At 70.5% G+C, this 23,989-nt stretch carries 26 protein-coding genes; 11 read left to right on the forward strand and 15 right to left on the reverse strand.

Features of this window, described 5'->3' with window-relative positions; all coding sequences use genetic code 11:
• Window positions 1-59: 59 nt before the first annotated feature.
• From XM48_RS05060 to XM48_RS05070, 3 genes are all read right to left on the reverse strand, one after another.
• On the reverse strand, window positions 60-386 hold the full coding sequence (locus XM48_RS05060) for a hypothetical protein (protein WP_156174930.1): 327 nt from the start codon (window positions 384-386) through the stop codon (window positions 60-62).
• A 547-nt stretch (window positions 387-933) separates the two neighbouring features.
• The gene (locus XM48_RS05065; protein ID WP_046454717.1) at window positions 934-1,128 is read right to left on the reverse strand and encodes a hypothetical protein; all 195 of its coding nucleotides are present in this window, start codon (window positions 1,126-1,128) and stop codon (window positions 934-936) included.
• Between the two features lie 69 nt (window positions 1,129-1,197).
• The gene (locus tag XM48_RS05070) at window positions 1,198-2,889 is read right to left on the reverse strand and encodes a 2-isopropylmalate synthase (RefSeq protein WP_369699850.1); all 1,692 of its coding nucleotides are present in this window, start codon (window positions 2,887-2,889) and stop codon (window positions 1,198-1,200) included.
• 264 nt (window positions 2,890-3,153) lie between these two features.
• On the opposite strand from XM48_RS05070, the gene XM48_RS05075 reads away from it, so the two are divergent.
• On the forward strand, window positions 3,154-3,837 hold the full coding sequence (locus XM48_RS05075; RefSeq protein ID WP_046454719.1) for a FadR/GntR family transcriptional regulator: 684 nt from the start codon (window positions 3,154-3,156) through the stop codon (window positions 3,835-3,837).
• A 219-nt stretch (window positions 3,838-4,056) separates the two neighbouring features.
• Window positions 4,057-5,130 (forward strand): FUSC family protein, encoded by a 1,074-nt coding sequence (locus XM48_RS05080; RefSeq protein ID WP_046454720.1) that lies wholly within the window; start codon window positions 4,057-4,059, stop codon window positions 5,128-5,130.
• Between the two features lie 64 nt (window positions 5,131-5,194).
• Here XM48_RS05080 and XM48_RS18220 read toward each other — a convergent pair whose 3' ends face one another.
• Window positions 5,195-6,802, reverse strand: a complete 1,608-nt coding sequence (locus tag XM48_RS18220; protein ID WP_197074148.1) for a DUF4822 domain-containing protein — start codon at window positions 6,800-6,802, stop codon at window positions 5,195-5,197.
• A gap of 181 nt (window positions 6,803-6,983) precedes the next feature.
• Between XM48_RS18220 and XM48_RS05095 the strand changes: the two genes are divergently transcribed.
• Entirely contained in the window at window positions 6,984-8,264 is a 1,281-nt protein-coding gene (locus XM48_RS05095) for a threonine/serine exporter family protein (protein WP_197074149.1), read from the forward strand.
• A 37-nt stretch (window positions 8,265-8,301) separates the two neighbouring features.
• Here XM48_RS05095 and XM48_RS05100 read toward each other — a convergent pair whose 3' ends face one another.
• Window positions 8,302-8,928 carry a response regulator transcription factor gene (locus XM48_RS05100; RefSeq protein WP_197074150.1) on the reverse strand — a complete coding sequence of 209 codons (627 nt, stop codon included), beginning with the start codon at window positions 8,926-8,928 and terminating at the stop codon, window positions 8,302-8,304.
• Window positions 8,925-10,094 (reverse strand): sensor histidine kinase, encoded by a 1,170-nt coding sequence (locus tag XM48_RS05105; RefSeq protein ID WP_084821004.1) that lies wholly within the window; start codon window positions 10,092-10,094, stop codon window positions 8,925-8,927. Before XM48_RS05105 ends, XM48_RS05100 begins: the two co-directional genes overlap by 4 nt.
• 78 nt (window positions 10,095-10,172) lie before the next feature.
• Here XM48_RS05105 and XM48_RS05110 point away from each other — a divergent pair, with 78 nt between their 5' ends.
• Both XM48_RS05110 and XM48_RS05115 read left to right on the forward strand, forming a co-directional pair.
• Entirely contained in the window at window positions 10,173-10,991 is an 819-nt protein-coding gene (locus XM48_RS05110) for a tyrosine-protein phosphatase (protein WP_046454721.1), read from the forward strand.
• A gap of 26 nt (window positions 10,992-11,017) precedes the next feature.
• The gene (locus XM48_RS05115) at window positions 11,018-11,917 is read left to right on the forward strand and encodes an AfsA-related hotdog domain-containing protein (RefSeq protein WP_046454722.1); all 900 of its coding nucleotides are present in this window, start codon (window positions 11,018-11,020) and stop codon (window positions 11,915-11,917) included.
• Here XM48_RS05115 and XM48_RS05120 read toward each other — a convergent pair.
• On the reverse strand, window positions 11,833-12,546 hold the full coding sequence (locus XM48_RS05120; protein ID WP_046454723.1) for a ScbR family autoregulator-binding transcription factor: 714 nt from the start codon (window positions 12,544-12,546) through the stop codon (window positions 11,833-11,835). The genes XM48_RS05115 and XM48_RS05120 overlap by 85 nt on opposite strands.
• Window positions 12,547-12,638: 92 nt before the next feature.
• Here XM48_RS05120 and XM48_RS05125 point away from each other — a divergent pair, with 92 nt between their 5' ends.
• Window positions 12,639-13,562 carry an NAD(P)-dependent oxidoreductase gene (locus XM48_RS05125; protein ID WP_052961310.1) on the forward strand — a complete coding sequence of 308 codons (924 nt, stop codon included), beginning with the start codon at window positions 12,639-12,641 and terminating at the stop codon, window positions 13,560-13,562.
• Window positions 13,563-13,599: 37 nt separating this feature from the next.
• On the opposite strand, the gene kdpC is transcribed toward XM48_RS05125, so the two are convergent.
• The 4 genes from kdpC to kdpF are packed head-to-tail and all read right to left on the reverse strand — an operon-like array spanning window position 13,600 to window position 18,128.
• A complete protein-coding gene (kdpC, locus tag XM48_RS05130) occupies window positions 13,600-14,217 on the reverse strand; it encodes a potassium-transporting ATPase subunit KdpC (RefSeq protein WP_046454724.1) in 618 nt (205 codons plus the stop codon).
• Window positions 14,218-14,230: 13 nt separating this feature from the next.
• Window positions 14,231-16,366 carry a potassium-transporting ATPase subunit KdpB gene (gene kdpB / locus XM48_RS05135; RefSeq protein WP_052961311.1) on the reverse strand — a complete coding sequence of 712 codons (2,136 nt, stop codon included), beginning with the start codon at window positions 16,364-16,366 and terminating at the stop codon, window positions 14,231-14,233.
• Window positions 16,363-18,036: a potassium-transporting ATPase subunit KdpA gene (gene kdpA, locus XM48_RS05140; RefSeq protein ID WP_046454725.1), complete on the reverse strand. Its 1,674-nt coding sequence runs from the start codon at window positions 18,034-18,036 to the stop codon at window positions 16,363-16,365. The genes kdpB and kdpA overlap by 4 nt, the downstream gene beginning before the upstream one ends.
• Complete coding sequence (kdpF, locus tag XM48_RS18225) at window positions 18,036-18,128, reverse strand: K(+)-transporting ATPase subunit F (protein WP_158234942.1); 93 nt, start codon at window positions 18,126-18,128, stop codon at window positions 18,036-18,038. Before kdpF ends, kdpA begins: the two co-directional genes overlap by 1 nt.
• A gap of 190 nt (window positions 18,129-18,318) precedes the next feature.
• Between kdpF and XM48_RS05145 the strand changes: the two genes are divergently transcribed.
• Together XM48_RS05145 and XM48_RS05150 are read left to right on the forward strand one after the other, a co-directional pair.
• Entirely contained in the window at window positions 18,319-18,705 is a 387-nt protein-coding gene (locus XM48_RS05145) for an MmcQ/YjbR family DNA-binding protein (protein WP_046454726.1), read from the forward strand.
• Complete coding sequence (locus tag XM48_RS05150; protein ID WP_052961312.1) at window positions 18,702-19,292, forward strand: hypothetical protein; 591 nt, start codon at window positions 18,702-18,704, stop codon at window positions 19,290-19,292. The genes XM48_RS05145 and XM48_RS05150 overlap by 4 nt, the downstream gene beginning before the upstream one ends.
• On the opposite strand, the gene XM48_RS05155 is transcribed toward XM48_RS05150, so the two are convergent.
• Window positions 19,293-19,841: a hypothetical protein gene (locus tag XM48_RS05155; RefSeq protein ID WP_046454727.1), complete on the reverse strand. Its 549-nt coding sequence runs from the start codon at window positions 19,839-19,841 to the stop codon at window positions 19,293-19,295.
• Window positions 19,842-19,910: 69 nt separating this feature from the next.
• Between XM48_RS05155 and XM48_RS05160 the strand changes: the two genes are divergently transcribed.
• Window positions 19,911-20,495 (forward strand): TetR/AcrR family transcriptional regulator, encoded by a 585-nt coding sequence (locus XM48_RS05160; RefSeq protein WP_046454728.1) that lies wholly within the window; start codon window positions 19,911-19,913, stop codon window positions 20,493-20,495.
• Between the two features lie 4 nt (window positions 20,496-20,499).
• Here the strand turns inward: XM48_RS05160 and XM48_RS05165 are convergent, their stop codons facing one another.
• Together XM48_RS05165 and XM48_RS05170 are read right to left on the reverse strand one after the other, a co-directional pair.
• Window positions 20,500-21,612, reverse strand: coding sequence for a hypothetical protein (locus XM48_RS05165; protein ID WP_046454729.1), 1,113 nt, complete (start codon window positions 21,610-21,612; stop codon window positions 20,500-20,502).
• On the reverse strand, window positions 21,596-22,084 hold the full coding sequence (locus XM48_RS05170) for a MarR family winged helix-turn-helix transcriptional regulator (protein ID WP_046454730.1): 489 nt from the start codon (window positions 22,082-22,084) through the stop codon (window positions 21,596-21,598). Before XM48_RS05170 ends, XM48_RS05165 begins: the two co-directional genes overlap by 17 nt.
• A 54-nt stretch (window positions 22,085-22,138) precedes the next feature.
• Between XM48_RS05170 and XM48_RS05175 the strand changes: the two genes are divergently transcribed.
• Window positions 22,139-22,864: a hypothetical protein gene (locus XM48_RS05175; protein ID WP_046454731.1), complete on the forward strand. Its 726-nt coding sequence runs from the start codon at window positions 22,139-22,141 to the stop codon at window positions 22,862-22,864.
• Between the two features lie 5 nt (window positions 22,865-22,869).
• Window positions 22,870-23,229, forward strand: coding sequence for a Fe-S protein (locus XM48_RS05180; RefSeq protein WP_156174933.1), 360 nt, complete (start codon window positions 22,870-22,872; stop codon window positions 23,227-23,229).
• An 18-nt stretch (window positions 23,230-23,247) separates the two neighbouring features.
• Here the strand turns inward: XM48_RS05180 and XM48_RS05185 are convergent, their stop codons facing one another.
• The gene (locus tag XM48_RS05185; RefSeq protein ID WP_046454732.1) at window positions 23,248-23,952 is read right to left on the reverse strand and encodes a VOC family protein; all 705 of its coding nucleotides are present in this window, start codon (window positions 23,950-23,952) and stop codon (window positions 23,248-23,250) included.
• Between the last annotated feature and the right edge of the window lie 37 nt (window positions 23,953-23,989).

The following is a 23,989-nucleotide window of genomic DNA, read 5'->3' on the forward strand; positions in this document are numbered from 1 at the left end:
GACGGGCCTTCGCCGTTCCCGGTGACGATCCCCGGCGCCGCGCCGTCGGACCGTTCGGATCAGAAGAGGCGCAGGCTCGGTGCGTAGCCGACGCGGAGCGCCTCGTGCTCGGCGAGCGCTCGCTGCGCGGCGAGCTGCGCTTCCCGGAGCTCGAGCGCCCGGAGCCGGGCGGACTCGGTGCCCGAACAGGCCTCCGGTGTCGCGACGCCCCGCCGAGGCAGGGCGCGATCGGGTTCGACCGCTCGCACAGCCGGCAGCGGCTCAGCGGGTCGATCGGTGGTGAGGAGAGTGGAATTCACGATCGTGACTTTCTTTCGAAGAATGCGTGGAATATTTAAAATTTGGCGCGACGAATAGACCTTTTTCGGGTCGGCGAAATCGCGCAACAGCGAATTCGCCGGATCGGATCATCGATTCGAGATTCGATCCGGGGACCCGGCGAGCCGGGTCAGGGCCCCGGCGCGGACGCCCCGATCGAGCGGGGCGCCCGCGCGTTCAGCGGGAGCAGGAGCTCACCGCCGTCCGATCCGGTGCCGCCCCTCGCTCCTCACGAAATCGCGCGAGGAGTCAGGCGAGTGCCGGAAGGCCCGGGATCACGGAACCCGACGGTTCACAGCCGATCTCGGTGACGAGTCGTCTCGCGGCCCCGAAAGCGGAGCGACGGTCGACCTAATCTGCCGTGCGGCAGAAGGAGCCACGGGGAGCGGCGGAGCCGAAGGAGTTCCCGACAAATGGAACTTTGATATCAAACTTAGGCATCTTACGCACCTCCCTCTCGTGACTTGATTCATACAGACACTATTGAACGACCGAGCCACCTGTCAAGCGATTCGAGCGAAAAGAATAGCGACGGGTGAAATCCTCGGCACGACCCGAGAACGCAGAACACCCCCGCTCCCGGAAACGGGAGCGGGGGTGTTCGCACGATCGGACTCAGTCGCGGAGCTGATCCTTGGCCTCGTTGCGGGCCTTCACCGAGTCGCGTTCGGCCTCCGCCTTCTTGACCTCGGCCTCGGCCTGCAACTCCTCGGCCTTGTCCTTCACCTTGTCGACGGTGTCCTCCACTGCGCGGCCGGCCTGCTTGGCCGCCTCGCCGATGGTCTCCTTGGCGTCATCGAGAATCCCCATGTTCGCCCCTCTCTGTCGGTGTTCGGGCTTCCAGCCCAGCAGACGAAGCTGCACGTCCGGTGAGTGCGTTCAGGATCCGGAGCCGATCGCGTTCGCCGCCGCGATCACCGCCGCGAGGCTCGCGGAGAGGACCGATTCCGCCCGCCCGCCGGCCCAGCCGGTCTCTCCGGCATGCCGATACTCGATGAGCGTGAGCGCATCGCTGTCGCTCCCCGAGCGCACGCTGGCCTGGTGCAGTTCCAGCACTTCCAGGGCGGTTCCCCGCTCGGCGAGCGCCGACACGAGCGCCTCGACCGGGCCCTCTGCGGTCCGCTCGTGCACGGAGCGGGCCTCCCCCACGCGGATCGACATCCGGGCCCGCGCCGCTCCCGCGGCCTCCGCGACCTCGTACTCTTCCAGTTCGACCCTCCGGCCCACCGCTTCCGCACCGAGATAGACCCGCTGGAAGATCCGGTGGACCTCGGCCGCGGTCACCTCGGTGCCGGTCGCATCGGCGTGCAGCTGCACGTGCCGCGCCAGATCGATCTGCATCCGTCGCGGCAGCTCGATCCCGTACTCGGACTCGAGCAGGTGGGCGATCCCGCCCTTGCCGGACTGCGAGTTGACTCGGATGACCGCGTCGTAGCTGCGCCCGATGTCGGCCGGATCGATCGGCAGGTAGGGCACCCGCCACGCGATCTCGCGCTCGGACCGCCCCTCCGCCGCGGCCCGGGACCGGTGCTCCGCGAACCCCTTCCGGATCGCGTCCTGGTGGGTTCCGCTGAACGCCGTGTGCACCAGATCCCCGACGTAGGGGTGCCGCGGATGCACCTCGATCCGGTTGCAGTACTCCACCGTGCGCCTGATCTCGTCGATGTCCGAGAAGTCGATCATCGGATCCACACCCTGCGCGTGGAGGTTCAGCGCGAGGGTCGCGATGTCGACGTTGCCCGTGCGCTCGCCGTTCCCGAAGATGCACCCCTCGACGCGCTGCGCCCCGGCCAGCACCGCGAGCTCGGCGCAGGCGATGCCCGTGCCGCGATCGTTGTGCGGGTGCACCGACAGGATCACACCGTCCCGGCGCTCGAGGTGCCGGTGCATGTACTCGATCTGGTCCGCGTACACGTTCGGCGATGCGATCTCGACCGTGGCCGGCAGGTTCAGGATCACGGGCCGCTCGGGGGTCGCGTCCCACAGCTCGGTCACCGCGTCGCAGATCTCGAGCACGTAGTCGGGTTCGGTGAGATTGAACACCTCGGGCGAGAACTGGAACCGCACGTTCGGCAGCTCCCCCGCGAGCTCCAGCAGATCACGAGCGCCGTCGAGGATCATGCGCTTCAGCTCCGCGCGGCCCTTCCGCAGCACGGACTCCCGCCAGGTCGGCGCCGTCGCCGCGTACATGTGGATCACGATCGGGTTCGAGATCCCGCGGATCGACTCGACGGTGCGCTCGATGAGGTCGCGCCTCGCCGGCGTGAACACCACGACGGTCACATCGGCCGGCGCGATCCCCGCATCGGCGATCAGTCGCACGAAGTCGAAGTCCGTCTGAGACGCCGAGGGGTAGCCGACCTCGATCTCGGTGTACCCCATCGCCACCATCAGTTCGAAGAAGCGGCGCTTGCGCTCCGGATCCATGGGCTCGGCGAGCGCCTGGTTCCCGTCGCGCAGATCCACCGGCACCCACAGGGGCGCGCGGGTGAGCCGACGGCGCGGCCATTCGCGCTCGAGCTCGGGGACCTCGACCCTGGCGTAGGCGTCGCGGTAGCGGTGCGAGGGCATCTGGGAGCGGCGCTGCCGATTCCAGGGCGGCGCATCGGCGGGTACGGGACCGGCGGGCGTATCGATGCGGTTGAATGTTGACGTGGACATGGCGTCTGGGCTTCCTTCTTCGATCGGTCTGGTCGATCGGCGCAGCGCTTCACTCCGCAGCGGGACGCCGATCGCACAGGTCCCCGCCGCGGCGGCGAAGAAGGAGGAACCCGTGGAACGTCATGCGCCGAGAATACCACAACTCCTCAGACAAGTAGAAGAGATGAGAAGATCATGGCCCAGGTGAAACGCACCCCCCTGGCCGATCAGGCGGCGGAACTACTGCTCGAACGGATCCGCTCGGGCGAATGGACCCTCGGCGAGAAGCTCCCCGGTGAGACGACGCTCGCCCCGCAGCTGGGCGTCGGCCGCTCGACCGTCCGCGAGGCGATCCGCCAGCTCGCCGGCCGCGGCGTCCTCGCTTCCCGTCAGGGATCGGGCGTGTTCGTCACCGCCCTCGACGCCCCCGAGGGCTGGGACACCGTCGTCCGCCGCAGCGACATCGTCGCGGTGATCGAAGCGCGGATCGCGATCGAGACCGAGGCTGCGGCGCTCGCCGCAGAACGCCGCACCCCGGGCGAACTCCGCGCGATCCGCCGAGCCCTGGGCCTGCGCGCGGAGCGTCGCAGCGAGCTCGCCGCGCACGTCGACGCCGACACCGGCTTCCACCGCAGCGTGGTCGCCGCCGCCCAGAATCCCATCCTCGCCGAGCTCTTCGACGGGTTCACCCCCCGCCTGCGTGACGCGATGATCGAGATGCTGCGCACCCGAGGAGCATTCGGAGACGACGCGGACCACGACGCGCACGCCCGCCTCGTCGAAGCGATCGCCGACCGCGACCCGGACCGCGCACGAGCCCTCAGCCGCGCACACCTGCGAGCGCTGGCCGAGACCTTCGAAAGCGCCACCGGGAAGTAGCCCCGAGGAATGGTGGCCCATGCGGATATGCAGACTGGGGTCCTCGTCGCCACGCATGGGCCACCCTGCCGGAGCCCCAGGGGGGGGATTGAGGCCTCACGACTGGAGATCGCCGAACCGCGATCCCAGACATACTGTAACCGGTTACCGCCTACAGCGCAAGCGACTCCCCGTCCGGTCCTGCCGTCCGCGCGTTCACGGAAGAATGGACAGGTGAGTATGCGTCAGAAGATCCAGAGGCGGCTCCCCCGCGCGCACGGCGCGGAGGTCGCACTGCGCACCGCGCTCTCGCTCGGCATCGCGCTCTGCGCCCTCGCGCTCTTCGAACGCCTCGACCTCGCCTCGTACGCGATGTTCGGGTCGTTCTGCGCGGTTTTCGGATTCAACGAGCCGTATCGGGTGCGCGCCCGGACCGTCGGTCTCGCGGGGATCGGAATCCTCGTGGCGATCAGCACGGGGATCCTGCTCTCCGCGGCCGACGCACCGATCGCGGCGATCGGTGCCGCCACCCTGATCATGCTGGCGGTCGCGGTGCCCGCGAACGTGGTGATCGGGCTGATCCCGACTCCCCCGTTCTTCCACATCATCGCCCTGCTCGTCTGCACGGCGATCCCGGTTCCGGGGTCGGGGCCGGAGATCCTGCTCCGCATCGCGGTCGCTGCGGGAGCCACGGTGCTCGCCTGGCTGATCAGCCTCTCGGGCTGGGCGGTCCGGCGCGCGTGGCCGGGGCACGCGCGTGCGTCGTACGCTCTGGCCCGACCGTTCTTCAAGGATCTGAGCCGCACTCCCCGCGTCGACTTCTCAGCGCTGCGCGACTCCCGAGTGTGGCGCAGCGTCGCCGAGAACCTGGCCGGCGCGGTCCTCGCCTACGCCCTCGCTTCGGCGTTCGGCGGCTCGCGCCCCTACTGGGCGGTGCTCACGGTCGTGTGCGTGATCGCACCCGCGCGTGCGCGACCGTCGGCCGGGCACGCGATCGAGCGGGTGATCGGCACCGCCGTCGGGCTGGTCGTCGTCTGGCTGCTCGAGCCGCTGCAGCTCGGAGCCCCCGCCGTGATCGCGATCATCGTCGTCTGCCAGTTCTTCACCCAGCTCTTCGTCGTGCGAGCCTACGCCGCGGGACTGGTCTTCATCACCGTCATGGTGTTCGCCAGCCTGTCGTTCGTGATCCCCCTCGACGGTCCGATCCTCGTCGAGCGGTTCATCGAGACGGTCATCGGTTCGGCCTCCGGGTTGCTGGTCATGCTCCCCGGATGGATCCTCGACCGACGGGCGGCCCGCCGGCCGAGCGCGTAGCTCGAGCGAACGCCTCGGCCCGCTCCCCGGACGCGATTCCGGAAGAGCGGGCCGAGCACCGCGATCAGCCGCGAAGGCGCCGCATCAGGACGCGACCGCCGAGCAGTCCGCCGCCCGTGATCGCCGCGATCGCCGCCGCCACGATGCCGGCGACCGCCGACTGACCGCCGGTCACGGCGAGGCGATCCTTCGCGCCCTGCGCGTTCTCGCCCGAGCCGTTGCCGCCGCCGTTCGACCCGGCGTTGCCGCCACCGTTCGCACCGCCGTTCGACCCGTTCTGACCACCCTGTCCGTTGCTTCCGCCGTTGCTTCCGCCATTCGCACCGCCGTTGCTTCCGCCGTTCGCACCGCCGTTCCCGGTGCCCGGCTCGGGGTGCGCGGTCGGAGTGTGGACGATGTCGACCCACTTCGAGGCGTCGTTCGCGTCCACGACCCGGTAGGTGAACTCGGCGTCGGTGAGCGCGACGATCGGCACGATCCGCTCGAACAGGACCGCGCCGGCATCGTTCTTCGCCGCGATCCAACGAGCGAGCTTGCCGTCGACGACGCGCATCTCCCAGTCGCCGTGCATCTTCGGGCTGTCATCCAGGTTGAACATGGTGAAGGTGCCGTCGGCCGTGAAGTAGGCGTTGCCCACGAAGTTCGCCGCGCGGCTGTCGTCGAGCGCGACCGGGTTGCCGTCCTGGTCCACCGCGCTCGTCGTCTCCCAGGGAGTCGCTGCGAGGGCCGCCGTCGCGGCGGCGAGGTCGACGGTGCCCGGCTCGACGTGGGTGGTCGGCGTGTGCACGATGTCGACGTACGCACCGCCGGCGCCGGCGACGCGGTAGGTGAACTCAGCACCGTCGAGATTCACGATCGGGACCTCGCGCTCGAACAGCACGTTGCCGTCGGCGTCCTTGGCGTTGATCCAGCGCACCAGCTGGCCGCCGATGACGCGCATCTCCCAGTCGCCGCGGAGCTTGGGCGAGTCGTCGAGGTTGAACATCGTGTAGGTGCCGTCGGCCGTGAAGTACGCGTTCCCGACGAAGTTCGCCGCGCGCGGATCGTCGAGCGCGACCGGATTGCCGTCCTGATCCACCGAGCTCGTGGTCTCCCACGGCGTCGCGGAGAGCGCGGCGGTCGCGGCGGCGATCACGGCCGCTTCCGTTCCGGGCTCGACGTGGGTGGTGGGCGTGTGCACGATATCGACCCACTGGCTCGCGTCCGTCGCATCGACGACCCGATAGGTGAACTCGGCTCCGGTGAGGGTGACGATCGGCACGGTGCGCTCGAACAGCACGTCGCCCGCGGCGTTCTTCGCGTTGATCCAGCGCGACGAGCCGTCGGCCGCGACGGTCCAGTCGCCGCGGAGCTTCGGCGAGTCGTCGAGGTTGAACATCGTGTAGGTGCCGTCGGCCTTGAAGTACGCGTTGCCGACGAAGTTCGCCGCGCGCGGGTCGTCGAGCGCCACCGCGTTGCCGTCCTGGTCCACGGCACCCGAGGTCACCCACGGGGTCGAGGCCAGCACGTCGGTGGGCGTCGAGGCGGCGGGAGCGAGCGCCGACACCGCGGTCGTCGGGGCCGGGCCGCCGACGGCGAGCGCCGCGCCCGCGGGCAGCAGGCAGGCCGCGGCGACGGTCGCGGTCGTAGCGGCGAGCATCCATCCGCGTGAGGACGAGGGGCGAGCGATCATGTGCGGGTTCCTTTGCAGATTCGATCCGGGGGCAGGCCGGAGCCGATGGGGCTCAGCGACACCTTCCACGCTAGGAATCGACGCACCGACCGAGCATCAACCGATCGGTTGAAGCTCACCCGCACCGCTAGAATCGCAGCATCGGCAGAGCCGCTGCGGCTCCGGGAGAACAGGGCTGAGGGTGGCTGAAGACATCGTGCTGGGCGAGCTCGGCGCGCTCCTCCTCGACGGAGGATCCTCCGTGACCGACGTGCGCGGCTCCCTCGAGCAGGTGCAGCGACGCAGCGGCACCGATTCGGATCTCCGCTTCGCGGTGCTGCCCGAGCTCGTACTCGTCAGCCGCGCGGGCGTCTCGGCGTCCACGAGCATCGCGTACGCCGGAGCGAAACCGCTCTCCTTCCGGCAATCCGCCCACGCGAACCGGTTCGCCCGGGATCTGGAGGCCGGACGCCAGGCACTCTCCGACGCACCGCGACGCATCGCCGAGATCCGTTCGATCCGCGAGCGTCTGCCCGCCGCGACGAACATCATCGGGATCGCCATCCTCTCGATGGGTCTCGCAGCTCTCGTGCGCTGCCCGTGGTGGGCGATCCTGTTGGCGTTCTTCGTCGGCGCACTGGTCGGCACGATCACCAACGCCATGTCGCGGGTCCGGTCCGCCGCCGCCATCGCCCCGTTCGTCTCGGCTCTCGTCTCGACGGTCGCCGTCGGTGCATTCGCCGGCTGGCTGGAGCTCGGCCCGGTCCCCCTGTTCGCGGTCTGCGCTCCCATCGCCATCCTCGTGCCGGGCGCGATCATCACCAACGGGCTCCTCGAACTGACCTCCACCGACATCGTCACGGGCGCCTCGCGTCTCATGTACGGCCTGATCATGCTCGCGTTCATGGCCGCGGGCGTCTTCGCCGGCGCGCACCTCACCGGGCTCAGGATCGATTCCGGATCCGCTGCGCTCGTCGCCGAAGCCGCCCACTCCGTGAGCGAACGCTCCGGATGGGAGGCGCTGCCGCCGCTCTGGCTCTCCTGGATCGGGGTCGTCCTCCTCGCCGTCGGCATCGGTCTCGCGTTCGGAGCCGGGCTCCGCCTGACGCTCGTGAGCGCCGCGGTGATGACGGGGACCTACGCGGTCCTCGTGCTCCTCACCCCGGTGCTCGGGAACGCCGTCGCGACCGGCCTCACCGCAGCGCTGCTGTTCGTCGCGGCTCGCGCGCTCGAGCGGCTCACCCTCGCGATTCCCGCGACCGTGTCGTTCCAATCAGCCTTCCTGCTGCTCGTCCCGGGGACCGTCGGCCTCGTGGCGCTGACGAGCTTCGACGCGTCGGCTCTCGCGTCCGCGCCGATGATCTTCCTCAGCCTCTGCATCGGGACCAAGGTCGGAGCGCTCACCGCCGATCTCGCCCACATCACCCGCACATCGCTGCGGTCGCGACGGCGAACCCCGGTAGTGCCGTCCGCCGGAGTGTGACCCGCGCCGGAGTCACCCGCTCGGAACCGGGACCGACTCAGATCCGGATCAGCCCGCGCTTCACCGCGATGGCGATCGCGGCCTGACGGTTCTCGGCCCCGAGCTTCGTGAAGGCGTGGTGCAGGTGGGTCTTGACCGTCGCCTCGCTGACCACCAGCGCCTGCGCGAGCTCCCGGTTCGAGAGACCCGATGCCGCGAGCGCGAGCACCTCGAGTTCGCGCGCGGTGAGGATGTCGTCGGGGTGCCTGCTGCGGTCGCGCAGCCGCTCCGAGATCCGACCGGCGAGCGCCCCCTCCCCGGCGGCAGCGGATCGGATCGCCCGGAAGAGCTCCGCCGGGCGGCTGTCCTTGACCAGGTAACCGGCGGCTCCCGCGTCGATCGCGCACACGATGTCCGCGTCGGAATCGTAGGCGGTGAACACGAGCACGTGCGTCCCCGGGCTGGCTCGCAGAATGCCACGGGTGGCCGCGATCCCGTCGGGCAGGTCGTCGCCGAGATCGAGGTCGACGAGCGCGACATCGATCCCCGCACGGCTCGCGAGGTCGACGGCCTCGTCGGCCGAGCCCGCCTCCGCCGCGATCTCGAAGTCGGGCTGCGTACCGAGCAGTGCGCTCAGCCCGTGGCGGAGCACCGGGTGATCGTCGAGCAGCAGGATCCGGATCACGATGGAGCTCCTTCGTCCGGGGTCGGCAGGATCGCGGCGACGACCGTGCCCTGTCCGGGCCCGGACTCGATCGTGAGGGTCCCGCCGAGGCTCTCCGCGCGCCAGGTCATCGCGCGGAGCCCGAAGCCGTCGCCGTCGCCGCCCGATTCGAATCCCCTGCCGTCGTCCGAGACGTCCACGCCGACCTCGCCGGCGAAGTAGGTGAGCGTCACCCGCACGGTCGCCGCGGCGGCGTGCTTCCTCCCGTTGATCAGCGCCTCCTGCACGATCCGCTGCAGGGCGTGCGCGACCGCCTCGGGCACCGGCCGTTCGTCTCCGACGACCTCGAATCCGGCGCCCGAGGAGTTCGCCTGCGCGCTCAACGCGGAGGTGAGCGAGGCCGCGGTCTCGCGGGGATCGGCCAGGCCGTGCAGCAGCTGCCGGGTCTCGACCAGCGCCTCGCGCAGCGTCTCCCGCGCCTCCTCGACCGACGACGACGATCCCTCCGGCCGCAGTCCGTCGGTCTCGAGCAGCAGGAGCGCGCTCGCGGTCCGCTGCACGACGGTGTCGTGCAGTTCGCTCGCGACCCTTCCGCGCTCGGCCAGCGCCCCCGCCTCCCGTTCGCTGCGCGCGAGCCGTTCGCGGGCCTCGAGCAGTTCGCGGTTGAGGCGGCGCTGCTCCGACAGCGCGCGATCGAGCGCGGCGTAGGCTGACGCGAGCACGAGCCCGCCGAAGAACGGACCGAGCACGAGACCCGGATCCTGTCCGTTCGACATGATGAGCAGGCCGAGGCTCACCGCGATGACGATCACGGCCGAGAGCCACAGCGCCGCGCGGCCCCGCAGCACGCGATGGACCGCGACGAACAGCGCGAACGCGCACCAGCCGAACGACGGGGCGATGATCGTGAGCGGCAGCCAGAAACCGGTGGCGAGCAGCAGCCCGACCGTCTGGCGCAGACCGCCGCCGGGGCGCCCGAGGACCGCGGCCGCGTAGCTCGCGCCGGTGCCGATCGCGAGCAGCAGCACGAGGATCCCCTCGCCCGCGAGTTCGTGCCGCGAGAAGTAGCGCAGCCCGCAGACGAGGAGCAGCACCGCGAATCCCAGGTCGACCGCGCGATCCACCCCGCTCCGTCGAACGGGCAACGGTTCCGCCGTCCGGTACCCCGGTCGCTTCGTTTCGGTCATGATGGGGTCAAGTATCCCTGAACTCCGCGGCTCGAGCCTCAATCGATAGGCTGAGTCCAGCGACGAAAGCTGGTGCACATGAACCTCACAGAAGTTCTTCCGGTCACGCACAATGCCCGCGGTCTCGGCGGTCTCCCGACCGAGCGCGGCGAACGGATCGCCCCCGTGCTCTTCCGGGCCGATGCGCTCGCGGGGCTCACCGACGCCGGCCTCGCCGGCCTCGCCGAGCTCGGCATCGGCACCGTCGTCGATCTGCGCACCGAGCACGAGCGCGCCCGATCAGCCGATTCGCTGCCGGAGGACGGCAGCGTCGAGTTCATCGCGCTCCCGGTGCTCGGCGGCGCCATGGACGAGATGGCCAAGAGCCTGATGCCAGCCGAGGGACTGTCGAGCGGCGCGGGCATCGACCCCGAACGGATCGCGGCGCTGCTCGACACCGTCCCGACGCTCGACGAGCTCTACCTCTCGATCCTCGCCAGCAGCCCCGCGCAGTTCGCAACCCTGGCCCGCGCCGTCGTCGATGCAGCCGGAACCGACCGCCCGGGCATGCTCTTCCACTGCACGGCGGGCAAGGACCGCACGGGCCTCGCAGCCGCGCTGCTGCTCGCGGTCGCCGGCGTCCCGCGCGAGACGATCGTCGCCGACTACGCGCTCACCGAGCACAACCTCGCCGGGCCCTTCGCGCAGACGCTGCTGGGCTACATCTCCGCCACCGGGATCCCGCTGACCCCGAAGCTCGAGGAGCTCGCCACGAAGTCGCCCGCGAGCGCGATCAGCGCGGCCCTCGATTGGGTCGAGCGGGAGCACGGCGACGCGGGGACCTACTTGCGGTCCGGCGGGCTCTCAGCGGACGAACTGCTGCGGCTCCGCAGCGCACTCGTCGCTCCCGTGGCCTGAGCCGCACACGGATCGACGGCCCGAGCATGCTCCCCGACGAGGCGGTACCGATCCCTCTGGAGTACACGCACAAGCGTCACCCCGAGGAGGCTCTGCTGCGGGCGTATCGACCGGTGCCTCGCGGGTCGGAGATCGAGCTCTTCCTCACCCCCGACTGGGCTGCGAACTTCGATACCCGCGCGGCGGAGTTCGCGCTCCGGGTCGCCGAAGCGCTCCGCCAGTCGGTGATCGTCGCGGCGCATCTGGCTCACGACGTGCCGCTCGGAGACGCGTTCGTCATGGAGCGGATGCGCCTCCGCGGGGCCTCCCCGCGCACGGGTGCCGGCACGACCGTCCGCGTCGCCGCCCGGTCTCCGCGGATCGCGGGAGGGCGGCTCGTCTCGATGATCGCCGAGGTGCGCTTCTTCGCCGACGGCGAGGAGGTCCTCAGCGGAGAGGGGTATCTGCGCGTGGTCCCCGACCACGTCTCCCGCCGCATGCGCAGCGGCAGGACGAGATCGGACGAGCTCGAGGTCCCGACGCCGATCGAGCAGGGGTTCACGGTGCACCCCTCGCCCGAGGGCGGGCTCGCCGTCGTCTACGACGCGAGGCACCCGCTCTTCTTCGACCACCCGGTCGACCACGTTCCGGGGATGCTGCTCATCGCGGTCGCGCTCGACGCTTTCGCGAACCGGTTCCCGGGTCGCCCGGTCACCGCATTCGATGCCCGATTCCTCGACTTCATCGAACTCGACGGATCACGGCACCTGTCGATGCGCGCATCGACAGGACGCACCGCGCTGCGCAGCCTGCACCGCGTGCACTTCGGCCCGGCGAACCGGGCCTCCGCGGTGATCGACGTCTATTCGGCTTCGGCGGTGCCGCTCTCGATGGCCGAAGCGGCCTCTTCCTCGGCCGGGGTCTCGGCGTCGATGAGGGTCGAGTGATCGTCGAGCAGGCGCTGCACGGACTCGCTCGTGCAATCGGCCTTGACGACCTGCGAGAACAGGATCGGCCACAGGCGCGCGAGACGCTCGGGCAGATCGCTGCTGCCCGAGACCGCGGACGACATGAACTGGGTTCCCGTGAACGCGGAGTTGATGACCTCGGCGAAGTGCTCGAGGTCGATGCCCTCGGCGAGCTCGCCGGCGGCCCGCGCCTTCTCGAGCAGCTGGACGCACTGCCGGGTCCAATCGAGGTACGGCTGGGCCGAGCTGATGCCGAGGTCCTCGACGGACTCGGTGCTGAGCCGGAGACCCGCGCGCACCACCGGATTGGTCGAGATGAGGTTCGCGAGCTTCGCGGACACCACGATGATGTCCTGGATGCCGCTCGGCGAGTTCATCTCGTCGACGGCGGTCGCCGCCTCCATGACGATGCGGTGCTGCTGCTCGATGACCGCGTTCGCGATGTCGGTCTTCGCCGGGAAGTGGAAGAGCAGGGTGCCGAGCGCGGCCCCGGCTCGCTCAGCGACGTCGGCGACGCGCGTCGCCCGGTAGCCGCTCTCGGAGAAACACTCGCCGGCCGCGGCGATGATACGGGCGCGAGTCCTGATCGCGCGCTGCTGTCGTGCCACGGGGTCCTTCCCATTGGTCCAGGCGGTTCCGGTCGGAACCGCGTGATGCAATCCAGACGAGTCTATCCATCGAAGGCGGAAAAGGAACGAGTATGAGGATTCTTGTCACCGGCGGCACAGGTTTTCTCGGTTCCCACGCCATCGCGGAGCTCTCAGCGCGAGGACACGACGTCGTCTCGCTGTCGCGCTCCGGCATCGCCCGACCCCCCGCGACCGCTGACGGCGGCAGCGTCGAGCATCTCCAGGCCGACCTCGCCGGCGAGCTGCCCGTCGCGCGCATGGGAGCCGACGTCTACCTGCTCTGCGCCGCGTACGTCGGGCCCGACGCCCGCACCGCCGAAGCGGTGAACACCGGCGGCGCCGAGCGCCTGGTGCGGGCCGCGCAGACGCACGGCACCCCGGTCGTCGCCCTCAGCACGCTGTCGGTCTACGGATCGGGGCCGCACCGGGGCCAGGCCGAGGGCGAGCTCGAACCGAACCCGGAATCCGTCGCCTCGCGCACCCGTGTCGCAGCCGAGGAGATCGTGCGGGCGTCCGGCGGAGCGGTGCTGCGCACCGCGCTCACCACGGGTGCGGGTGACCGCTGGGTGATCCCGACCCTGACGCGGGTCGCGTCGAAGCTCGGCGCGCCCGACGAACTGCGCGCCGTGCGCAGCTCGGTGATCGCGGCGCCCGCGCTCGCGCGGGCCGCAGCAGGAGCCGCCATCCGGCTGGCCGGGGACCCCGACGGGGCGTTCCGCGCACGGACCCTCCACCTCGCCCATCCGGAGCCCGTGAACCTGATCGGGCTCTGCGAGCGGTTGACCGGGATCGCAGTGCCCCGCGTCTCGTCCGAAGCGTTCGCGCAGGGAGTGGAGGGGCTGGGTCTCAGCCCGCACCAGACGCGCCTGCTCACCGAGGATCACTGGTACGAGTCGTCGGCGATCTGGGAAGCTCTGGGCGAGGACCCCGGCCCGGCCGTCGACCCGAGTCCCGACGCGGTCGCCTGGTACCGGGAGCGCCTCGCCGAGCGCTGACCCTGCGTCGTCGGCTCCGTCGCTCGCGCCGCTCCCGCTACGGCTTCGCGGCCTCGTCGAGCGCGAGGTTGAGTTCGACCACGTTGACCCGGGTCTCGCCGATGAATCCCAGGTCGGGCCCGGACGTGTGCCGGTCGACCAGTCGCTCCACCTCGGCCTGCGGCATGCCGCGGGCCTCCGCCACGCGCCGCACCTGCAGCCGCGCGTAGGCGGGGCTGATGTTCGGGTCGAGACCGGAACCCGATGCCGTCACCGCGTCGACGGGCACCCGGGACTCCGGTACGCCGTTGAACTCCGCCACCTGCGCCTTCCGCTCGCCGATCTGCTGCACGAGCTCCGGGCTCTCGGGTCCGAGGTTCGATCCGCCGGACTGCGCGGCGTCGTACCCCTTCCCCGCGGCGGAGGGGCGCGGCTGGAAGTACTGCCGCAGCGGCTTCCCGTCGGCGTCCGAGAAGCTCTGCCCGAGCTGTGCGGAACCGACGACGCGGCCGTCCGCGGCCCGCACCGGCGAGCCGTTCGCCTGCCATGGGAACGCGAGCTGGCCGATCCCCGTGACGAGCAGGGGGTAGGCGATGCCGAGCAGCACGGTGAAGATCAGCATGAGGCGCAGCGCGATCCAGGTGCCGCGCGCGGCGCGGTTGATCGGTCGTGGCATGTCCGGTCCCCTCTCAGTATCCCGGCAGCAGGCTGACGACGAGGTCGATGAGCTTGATGCCGATGATCGGCACCAGCAGGCCGCTGAGCCCGCAGTAGATCAGGTTGCGGGTCAGTGCGGAGCGCAGGTTCTCGGTGCGATACGGCACGCCGATGAGGGCGAGCGGGATCAGGATGCCCATGACGAGGCTGCTGAAGATCACGGTCGACAGGATCGCCGAGGCCGGCGAATGGAGCCGCAGGATGTTGAGCGCGTCGAGGCCCGGGAACGTGCCGACGAACAGCGCGGGGAAGAGCGTGAAGTACCGCACCGCGTCGTTCGCGAAGTTGAAGGTCATGAGCGCGCCGCGGGTCGCCATCTGCCGACGGCCCACCTTGATGATGTCGACGAGGTGCGTCGGGTCGTCGTCGAGGATCACCATGTTGGCCGAGGACTTCGCCGCGGCCGTGGCCGTGTTCATCGCGATCCCGATGTCGGCCTGTGCGAGCGCGGGCGCGTCGTTGATCCCGTCGCCGCTCATCGCGACGATGTGCCCCTCCTCCTGCTCCCGCTGGATGAGGGCGAGCTTGTCCTCCGGCGTGGAATCCCCGACGTACTCGTCGATCCCCGCCTCGGCGGCGATCGCCTTCGCCGTGAGCCGGTGGTCGCCCGTCACCATCACGGTGCGGACCCCGAGGGCGTGCAGCGCCGAGATCTTCTTCGGCACCGAGTCCTTGACGACGTCCTGCAGGTGGATGAGCCCGAGCGCGTGACCGATGCCCGACGCCGGCTTGACCGCGACGACGAGCGGCGTGCCGCCGGTCTGGGCGATGCGTTTGGTGCTCGCCTTCAGATCGAGGATGATCTGCCGCTGCGGCTGGGTCCCCTGCTGCTTCAACCAGGCCACGACCGCCGACACGGCGCCCTTGCGGATGCTCGTCCCGTCGGGCAGGTCGATGCCCGAGATCCGCGTCGCCGCGCTGAAGTGCACGGTGCGCCCGCCGGCCGCATCGTCGGCCAGGATCCGCACGCCCTCCTCCTCGGCGAGGCGCACCGTCGAGGCGCCCTCCGGAGTCGGGTCGCCGATCGAGGCGAGGGCCGCGGCGCGCATCAGCTGTTCGAGGTCGGTGCCGCCGACCGGCACGAACGCGATCGCGCTGCGACTGCCCCGGGTCACGGTCCCGGTCTTGTCGAGCAGCACGGTCGTGATGTCGCCCGCGGTCTCGAGCGATTTCGCCGAGGTGACGAGCACGCCGCGCTGCAGCAGCTGCGACATCCCGGCGATGCCGGTCACCGACATGAGCGCGGCGATCTCGGTCGGGATCAGGCAGACCACGAGGGCGACGAGCACGGGGACCGACACCGGTTCGGCGACCGGCGACACGACCGAGTTGAGCGTGAGCACGAGCAGCACGAACGAGATGGAGAACGAGGCGAGCAGCGTGCTGAAGGCCACCTCGATCGGCGACTTCTTGCGCCGCGACTTGCTGGCCAGACTGATGGTGCGAGCCGCCGCGCTGGCGTCGCGCGACGCGCTGATCCGGACCACCAGCCGGTCCGACAGCCCGCGGCTGCCGCCCATGACCGCAGTGCGGTCTCCCCCGGCCTCGCGGATCACCGCCCCCGGACGACCGGTGATCTCGGACTCGTCGACCTCGGCCGCGCCCCACAGCACCTCCCCGTCCGAGGGGATCGTCTCGCCCGCCTCGACGACCACGACATCGCCCGGTCGGAGCACGCGTGAGTCCACCCGCTCGACCGCGGTGCGCCGTACCGCCGGATCCTTCGACCGGCTGTAGCCGGCCACCCGGCACGCCGTCTCGGTCGCGTTCGAGCGGCGCAGCGACTCCGTCTGCTGGCGACCGTGCCCCTCGGCGATCGATTCCGCCAGGGTCGCGGTGAACAGGCAGGCCCAGAATCCCGCGGCGAGCGCCCAGGTGAACCCGAAGGGCATCTGCGTACCGCCGGAGGGCTGCTCGGTGCCCGCGATGGAGTCGAGGATCGCGATCACCGTGGTGAGGGCGGCTCCCACCTCGGTGAGGAGCAGCACGGGGTTGTGCCAGAGGTAGCGCGGGTCGAACTTCCGCAGCGCGTCGAGCAGCACCGGCCCGAGCGTGCGCAGGGCGATAACCGCGTTCCTCCGCTTCTCGCGGGCGAGCTGGGAACTCATCCGTTCAGCCCCTCGGCGAGGGGGCCGGCGAGCATGATCGGGACGAACATCGGCACGGTGATGAAGATGATGAGGCTCACGAGCAGCACGATGAACTGCGGCCGGTGCAGGGGCATCTCGACGGTGGTGGCGACCTTGCCCTGCGCCGCGAGCGACCCGGCGAGGGCGAGCACGAGCACGATCGGGAGGAACCTGCCGAGCATGATCACGACGCCGAGGGTGATGTTCAGCAGCGGGGTGTTCGCGTAGAGACCGGCGAACGCCGATCCGTTGTTGATGGCCGCGGAGATGAAGGCGTAGAGCACCTCGGAGAGGCCGTGCGACCCCGCGTTGCCAGTGCTCGCGATGATCTCGTCGTGCACGGCGGGGATCGCGAACCCGACCGCCATGCCGCCGATCGCGAGCGTCGGCATCACGAGGATCGAGATGCTCACGATCTTGAGCTCCCGCACGCCGAGGCGCTTGCCGAGGTAGACGGGCGAGCGCCCGAGCAGGAGCGTGGTGAGGAACACCGCGATGACGAGCAGCACGAGGATCGCGTAGAGGCCCGAACCCGCTCCGCCCGGCGCGACCTCGCCGAGCATCATGTCGAACATGAGCATGAGGCCGCCGAGCGCGGTGTAGGAGCCGTGCATCGAGTTCACCGCACCGCCGGTGGTGCCGGTCGTCGCGGTCGCGAACAGCGTCGATCCGATGATCCCGAACCGCTGCTCCTTGCCCTCCATCGCGCCGCCGGCGAGCTCGGGCGCCGTGCCGACGCCTGCGAACTCGAATGCCGTCAGCGGAATGTAGACGAGCACGAACAGCACGGCCATCGTGAGCAGGAGCGCGTAACCGGCCCGCTGGTCGCCGACCATGGTGCCGAAGGTCCGCGGCATCGCGAACGGGATCAGCAGCAGGAGGACCGTCTGGAGGATGTTGGTCCAGGGGGTCGGGTTCTCGAACGGGTGCGCGGAGTTCGCGTTGAAGAAGCCGCCGCCGTTGGTGCCGATCATCTTGATCGCCTCCTGCGAGGCGACGGGTCCACCGGGGATCGTCTGCCCGGCCCCCGCGACGGTCGTGATCTCGGTGAAGCCCGCGAAGTTCTGGATCACGCCGCCGGCGATCAGCACGATCGCGGCGACGATCGAGAGCGGCAGCAGGATGCGGATGTTGGCCCGCACGAGGTCGACCCAGAAGTTGCCGAGCCCGCTGCGCCGTCCGCGCGAAGCGAAGCCGCGGATGAGCGCGACGGCCACGGCCATGCTCACCCCGGCCGAGACGAAGTTCTGCACCGCGAGCCCGCCCATCTGGGCGGCGTAGCCGAGCGTGTGCTCTGGCGAGTAGGACTGCCAGTTGGTGTTGCCCACGAACGAGATCGCCGTGTTGAACGCGAGGTCCGGGCTCATGGGCGGCAGCCCGAGCGAGAACGGCAGTACCGGCTGCAACCTGAGGATCAGGTAGAGCAGCGCGAATCCGACCGCCGAGAACAGCAGCACCGCGGCGAGGTACCGCCGCCAGGTCTGCTGCCGGTCGGGGTCGATACCCGACAACCGGTAGACGAGCCGTTCGATCCCCCAGTGCCGATCGGAGGTGAACACCCAGGCCATGTAGTCGCCGAGGGGGCGGTAGAGCAGGCCGAGAACGACGATGACGGTGAGCAGCGCGACCGCCGCGAGGATCCACTCCATCAGAAGCGGTCCGCTTTGAGCAGGGCGTACACCAGATAGACGAGCGCCGCGACGCCGATGATCACGGCGACGATCTCGATGATGCCCAACAACTTCCGACTCCCTTGTGAGGACTGCCCGTTGAGCATAGTGCCGCAGCCTCGGCGTCGCCATTCCACCGGAGATTCGGTGCGATCTTCGTGCGCGAGCACTGCATCGGCGGGGCTCGGCCGATTCCGACGGTGCTGCGCCACGAAGCATGCGCATACACTGAGCCCGGATCCTGATCCGGGAGGAGGCGCGATGCGCGACGACGTACTGCAGCGGTGGGCGAGCGACCGCGCCGAGGAGCTTCCCGGTGCGCACGTCGAGTACCCGTTCGGCCCCGACTTCGAGGTGTACCGCGTGCGCGACCTCATGTTCATGGCGCACACCGTCAGGACCGGCGCTCCGATCGTGATCCTCAAGGCGAGGCCCGCCGACGCCGAGGTGCTGCGCGAGGCATTCGCCGAGATCACGCCGGGGTACCACATGAACAAGAAGCACTGGATCACCCTCAACCCGGGCGGCCGGCTCGAGCGGCAGCTCGTGGAGGACCTCGTGACCGAGTCCTATCTCCTCGTCGTCGAGAAGCTGCCCCGCGCCCAGCGGCCCGTCGACCCCGCGACCTTCGGGCAGCGTCCGGCATGAGTCCCGCGGACGAGCCGAGCGGCCTGGGCGTCGTGCGTTTCGTCGACGTGCTCGATCCGGCCTCGCCGCCGCAGGAACTCCCGCTGCCACGCCGGCTGGGCGGCCTCGGGCGCGCGATCCTGGCACTCGTGTTCGCCGCGGCGACCGCGCTCGGCGCCGTCGGCGCCGTCGAGCTGTGGACGATGCCGACGCCCGGCACCTGGTTCTCGGTCCTCTTCACGGTGTTCATCGCGGCGCTCGTCGCGGCCGCCTGGTTCGCGTTCGCGACCGCGTTCCGGCGGGCGCGGCGAGAGCGGGACGCTTCGCTCCGATGGCTGCGGGAGCTCGGGAGCGTGACCGCCGAGGACGGCCGCATCGTCGACCGCTTCGTGAATCTCGGCGACGACGGCGACGTGGCCGCGTTCGAGGTGACGGTCGAGATCGCGGGCTCCGCGGCGGCGTCGGCCCAGTGGGAGCCCCTCGCAGGTCTGCGGAGGCTGCTCCAACCGCAGCTGCCGGGGGTCGGATCCCGAGTGCTCGTCTGGCGCGCACCGGGATCGCCGAGGCTTGTCGTCGATGTGCTCGACCCGACGCGCGTCGGCGACTGATCAGACGCGCTGCACGGCCTCCGCCGGAGCCTTCTTCGGCCAGATCGTGTAGCTGATCGCCCAGATCACATCGATGCCCAGGATGATGCCGAGGATCCGGTAGGTGTCGCCGAGCGCGGTGACCTGGGCGGGGTCCGGGGCGATCGCCGTGAGCAGCCAGAGGAGCCCCGCGGCGATGCCGACCGCGAGCAGCGTGAACGGGACGTCCTTCCAGCATTTGAGCGCATAGGCCGAGCCGCTCAGCCGGACCGGTGCGGGGCCTCCGGCGAAGCGGTGCGCGAAGCGGACGTCGGCCCACTTGACCATGCGGTGCCCGTAGGCGACGGAGAACCCCAGGTAGATCGCGGCCAGGGTGTGGGCGAAGTCCGCACGTCCGCCGCCGCGCAGATCGATCGCGGCGGCTGCGAGCAGGACCAGGTCGACCACCGGGGTGAGTAGGAGCAGCGCGGCGCCGAGGCGCGGCCGGCGCAGCAGGTACCGAGCGGCGAGGCCCGCGGCAATGAGCACCCAGAACGCGATTTCGCAGCCGATGATGATTGCATAGATCATGCGGAGAGCCTCCTCGAGTCGATCCACCCACTTTAATACACTTGTATCAAAACTGAACCGGGAACTTCCGTGACCCCACGCACCTCAGCCGAGCAGCGGCGCGAGCGCATCGCGCGAGCCGCGTGGACCGTCATGTCCGAGCGCGGCCTCAGCGCCGTCTCCGTCCGCAGCATCGCCGCCGAGGCCGGGCTCTCGGTCGGTTCCCTGCAGAACACCTTCCCGACCCGCGCCGACCTGATCGTCCACGCCGCCGAGCTGATGATCCGGCGTGTGGTCGAGCGGGTCGCGGCCGAGGACCAGGAGGGCGATCCGATCGAGGTCACGCTGCGCATCTTCACGCACCTGCTCCCGCTCACGCCCGAGAGCCGCGTCGAGATGGACGTCAACGTCGCCCTCATCGCAGAGAGCCGCGCGCTCCCCCAGCTCGAGGAGATCCGCGACGAGGCGCACCGGGCCCTCGCCGCGGGATGCCGCAGGGCGATCGACCGGATCGCCCCGGGAACCGCCGACGACGAGGCGAATCGGCGCGCGGCCCGTTTGCACGCGCTGACCGACGGGATCGCACTGCACCTGCTGCACACCCCGGCCGACGGCGATCGCTCCTGGGCGCTCGAGATGCTGCGGAGCGAACTGGAGGACCTGGCCCGAGCCTGAGTCGTCAGGCCGACGCGGGTGCGTCCCGCACCGCGAACGCCGCCCGCTCGAAGGCGATGCCGTTGACCTGCAGCGCGACCCCGTAGGCGCCCGGGTAGTAGCTCCGGGTGGTCAGCGCACGGAACGACCTCGACGCATCGACGCGGGTCCGTTCGCCCGGCGCGAGCGTCCGCCGCCCGATCTTGAAGACCTTGGTTCGCTCCCGGCCGCGGGCGTCGGGGAAGAACAGCGCATAGTCGATCACGAGGTCCGCGGACTCGATGCCGGCGTTGCGGATCTCGGCGCCGAAGCGGACGGTTCCGCCCGGCTCGATGCGCCGCTCCGCGATCTCGATGGGCGAGACCTCGACCTCGGCGGCGCGGAACCCCAGCAGCGCGAGGGCGTCCGCGTCCCCGCGCTTGACCAGGGTGCGCAGCGCGTGGCTCGCGGTGCGGGCGACGTGCGGACCGCCCCGCCGCTGCCAGCCGCGGACGACCTCGACCGCGTACCCCGGGTGCGCCCGACTGTGGTCGTTGAGGTGATTCGCCACCGAGCGCCGCACCACCTCGTCCGGGTCGTCGTGCAGGGCGTCGAGGATCCCGCGGGTGAGGTCCGGATCCTCGACGAGGCCCGGCACGCGTTCGCCCCAGGGCAGTAGCGGCCGGGTGCCTTCGGAGGCGAGCCTCCGCACATGCGGGTCGGGGTCGGAGGTCCAGTCCGCCATCGTTCGGAGCGCCCGGTGCAGGTCGTGCCGCAGCATCGGCCGCACCGAGAACTCCGAGGTCATGCGCGGCGTCAGCTCGCGCAGCAGTGCGAGCCCGTCGTCGAACGCCGCATCGCTCCCGTCGTCGATCGCTCGGCGTCCGACCGCGAGGCCGACGCCCCAGAGCATCCAGCCGGCGAAGCCCGGATCCGCCGTCGCGCTGCGGACCACCGCGTTGAGCCGGCCCGCTCCGCCGTCGAGATCCGCGTCCAGCGCCTCCGCGAGCGCGCGGGCGCGGGCGCTGAGCGTGAGCTCGCCCAGTCGCGCCGCCGCCGCGCGCAGCCCCGCGAACCCCGCGGCGGGTTCGGCTGCGGCGAGCGCCGCGATCAGCGCTTCCGCTTCGTCGGCGCCGAGCAGTTCATCCGCGAGCGGCATCGCCCGCGTCCTTCCGGCCGTATCCGGCGTGCACGTCGGGGTCCAGGCCGTGGGCAGCGGAGAGCTTGGCCACGAGCGCAGAGAACGCTTCGCGCTCCTCGGGTTCGAGCGGTTCGAGGATGTCGCGGCTCTGCGTCTCGGCGGCCGTGCGCAGGGTGCCGAGCACCCGTCGTCCGGCGTCGGTCGCGTCCAGCCGGTGATGGCGGCGGTCCGCCGGATCCCGGGTGCGGGAGACGAGACCCGCGCCCTCGAGCGAGTCGACCAGGACCACCACCCGGCTGGGGACCGAGCCGAGTCGGGTGGCGAGTTCGCGCTGGCTGAGGCCGGGTTCCATCGCGATGATGCGGAGCACGCCCGCGGTGGCCAGGGTGAGGCCGGCGGGCTTGATCAGCTCGGCGAATCGGGCGGCCGCGAAGCCGCCCAGCTGCGAGACGAGGAACCCGGTTCGGGGCGGGCGTCGAGGAGTGGTCACCTCATCATCATATCCCGGTTGACAGAATCATTCACACTATGCATCATTATTGCCATGACCGATTACTCGCACCCCCCTCGCCCGCACCGCCGTGCCGGTGGCCCGCCCCTCGGCCCGCTCGCGATCGTCGCCCTCGCGCTGACCGTCGCCGGTGTCGTGACCCTCATCGCCGGGACCGGCTCGGCGCCCGCACCGTTCGCGTCTCCCGCAGAAGTCGCCGCCTGGTACGCCGCACATCCCACGGCGATCCGGATCAGCGCGCTGCTCCAGTTCGGTTCCGCCGTACCCCTCGGGATCCTGACGGCGTCGGTGTACGCACGCCAGCTCCGCCTCGGAGTGCGGGTCCCCGGCCCCGTGATCGGCCTCTTCGGCGGTATCGCCGCGTCGATCGCGCTCGCGACCTCGGCGCTCGTCACCTGGACGCTCAGCTTTCCCGATGCGCTCGGCTCGCCCGACGCGGTGGCCCTGCTCGCCCGATTCTCGTTCGGCCTCGGCGGCGTCGCCTACGCCACCGGCCTCGGCCTGCTCATCGCGGGCATCGCCGTACCGGCACTGATCCTCCGATTCGTGCCGCGCTGGCTCGCGATCTTGGGGCTCGTGCTCGGCGTCGCCGGTGAGCTCTCCTTCCTCTCGCTCGCGCTCGAGCCCCTGCAAGCCCTGCTGCCGATCGTGCGCTTCGGCGGCGGGGTCTGGCTCATCGCCGTCGCGTTCCTGCTCCCGCGCGCCCGTCCCCGCCGGGATCCGAGCGACCCCCGCGTCGAGCACCGAGCGGAGGGATGACCGCCATGGATCCGCTGCTCCTCCTGCGCGAGCTCCTCGTACTCGTGCACCTCGTCGGGTTCGCTCTGCTCTTCGGCGGCTGGGCGGCGCAGGCCGCCCGCGGACGCACCACCACAACCACGCTGTTCCGCACCGGCCTCGGCATCATGATCGTCTCGGGCCTGCTGCTCGCGATCCCCTTCCCCGCGGGCATCCACCTCGACTACGTCAAGCTCGCCGTCAAGCTCATGATCGCCTTCGCCATCGGCGGCACCTTCGGCGTCGTCATCACGCGCGAACGCGCCGGCCGCCCGACGAAGGCGCCGTTCTGGACCATCGGCGCGCTGTCGCTGCTGAACGCCGGCATCGCGGTGCTCTGGCACTGAGCGGTACCGCGGCGGGGCTCAGATCAGCGAGAACTCGTTGCCATCCGGATCGAGCAGGATCCGCCCGAACACCGGCTCGGTCCCGAGATCGTCCGCGCCGAGGGCGAGCAGTCGATCGACCTCCGCCGCGAGCCGCTCCGGACCGGCGTCGAGCGCGCTCAGCTCGAAACCGATGCGCATGCGCTCGGTCTTCGGCGCCACGGGCGGACCTCCCCAGGTGATCTTGGTGCCGCCGAGAGGCGATTGAATCGCCGTCTCCTCGTCCTGGTCCCACACGAGCGGCCAGCCGAGTGCCACGCTCCAGAAGCGGCCGACTTCCGCGGTCCCGTCCCCCGCCAGAGCCCCGATCGCACCGGTGTTCGCGAGAAAGGCGTTCCCCGGCTCGATCACGCAGAACTCGTTCCCCTCGAGGTCGGCCAGCACCACATGCGGCTCCTCCGGCAGCTGCCCGACGTCGTGATGGCGGCCCCCGGCGGCGAGCGCCCGTTCCACGATCGCCCCCTGATCGTCGAGCGAACGGCTCGTCAGGTCGAAATGGAATCGATTCGCTCCCGTCTTCGCCCGGCCCGAGGGGCGGAACCGGATCGGGATCTCACGAGGATCCGCCGCGAGCAGCACGGTCCCATCGTTCGAGACATCGCGCTCGAGCACGTCGCCCCAGAACCGGGCGAGCGCCGAAGGGTCGGCCGCGTCGAAGGTCAGGGCGTGCAGTTCGGACGGCATTCGGGCTCCTTCGCTATGCCCCCACGATAGGGGGTTT

This window comes from Leucobacter sp. Ag1 (genome assembly GCF_000980875.1).
In the GTDB taxonomy this organism is placed as follows: Bacteria; Actinomycetota; Actinomycetes; order Actinomycetales; family Microbacteriaceae; genus Leucobacter; species Leucobacter iarius.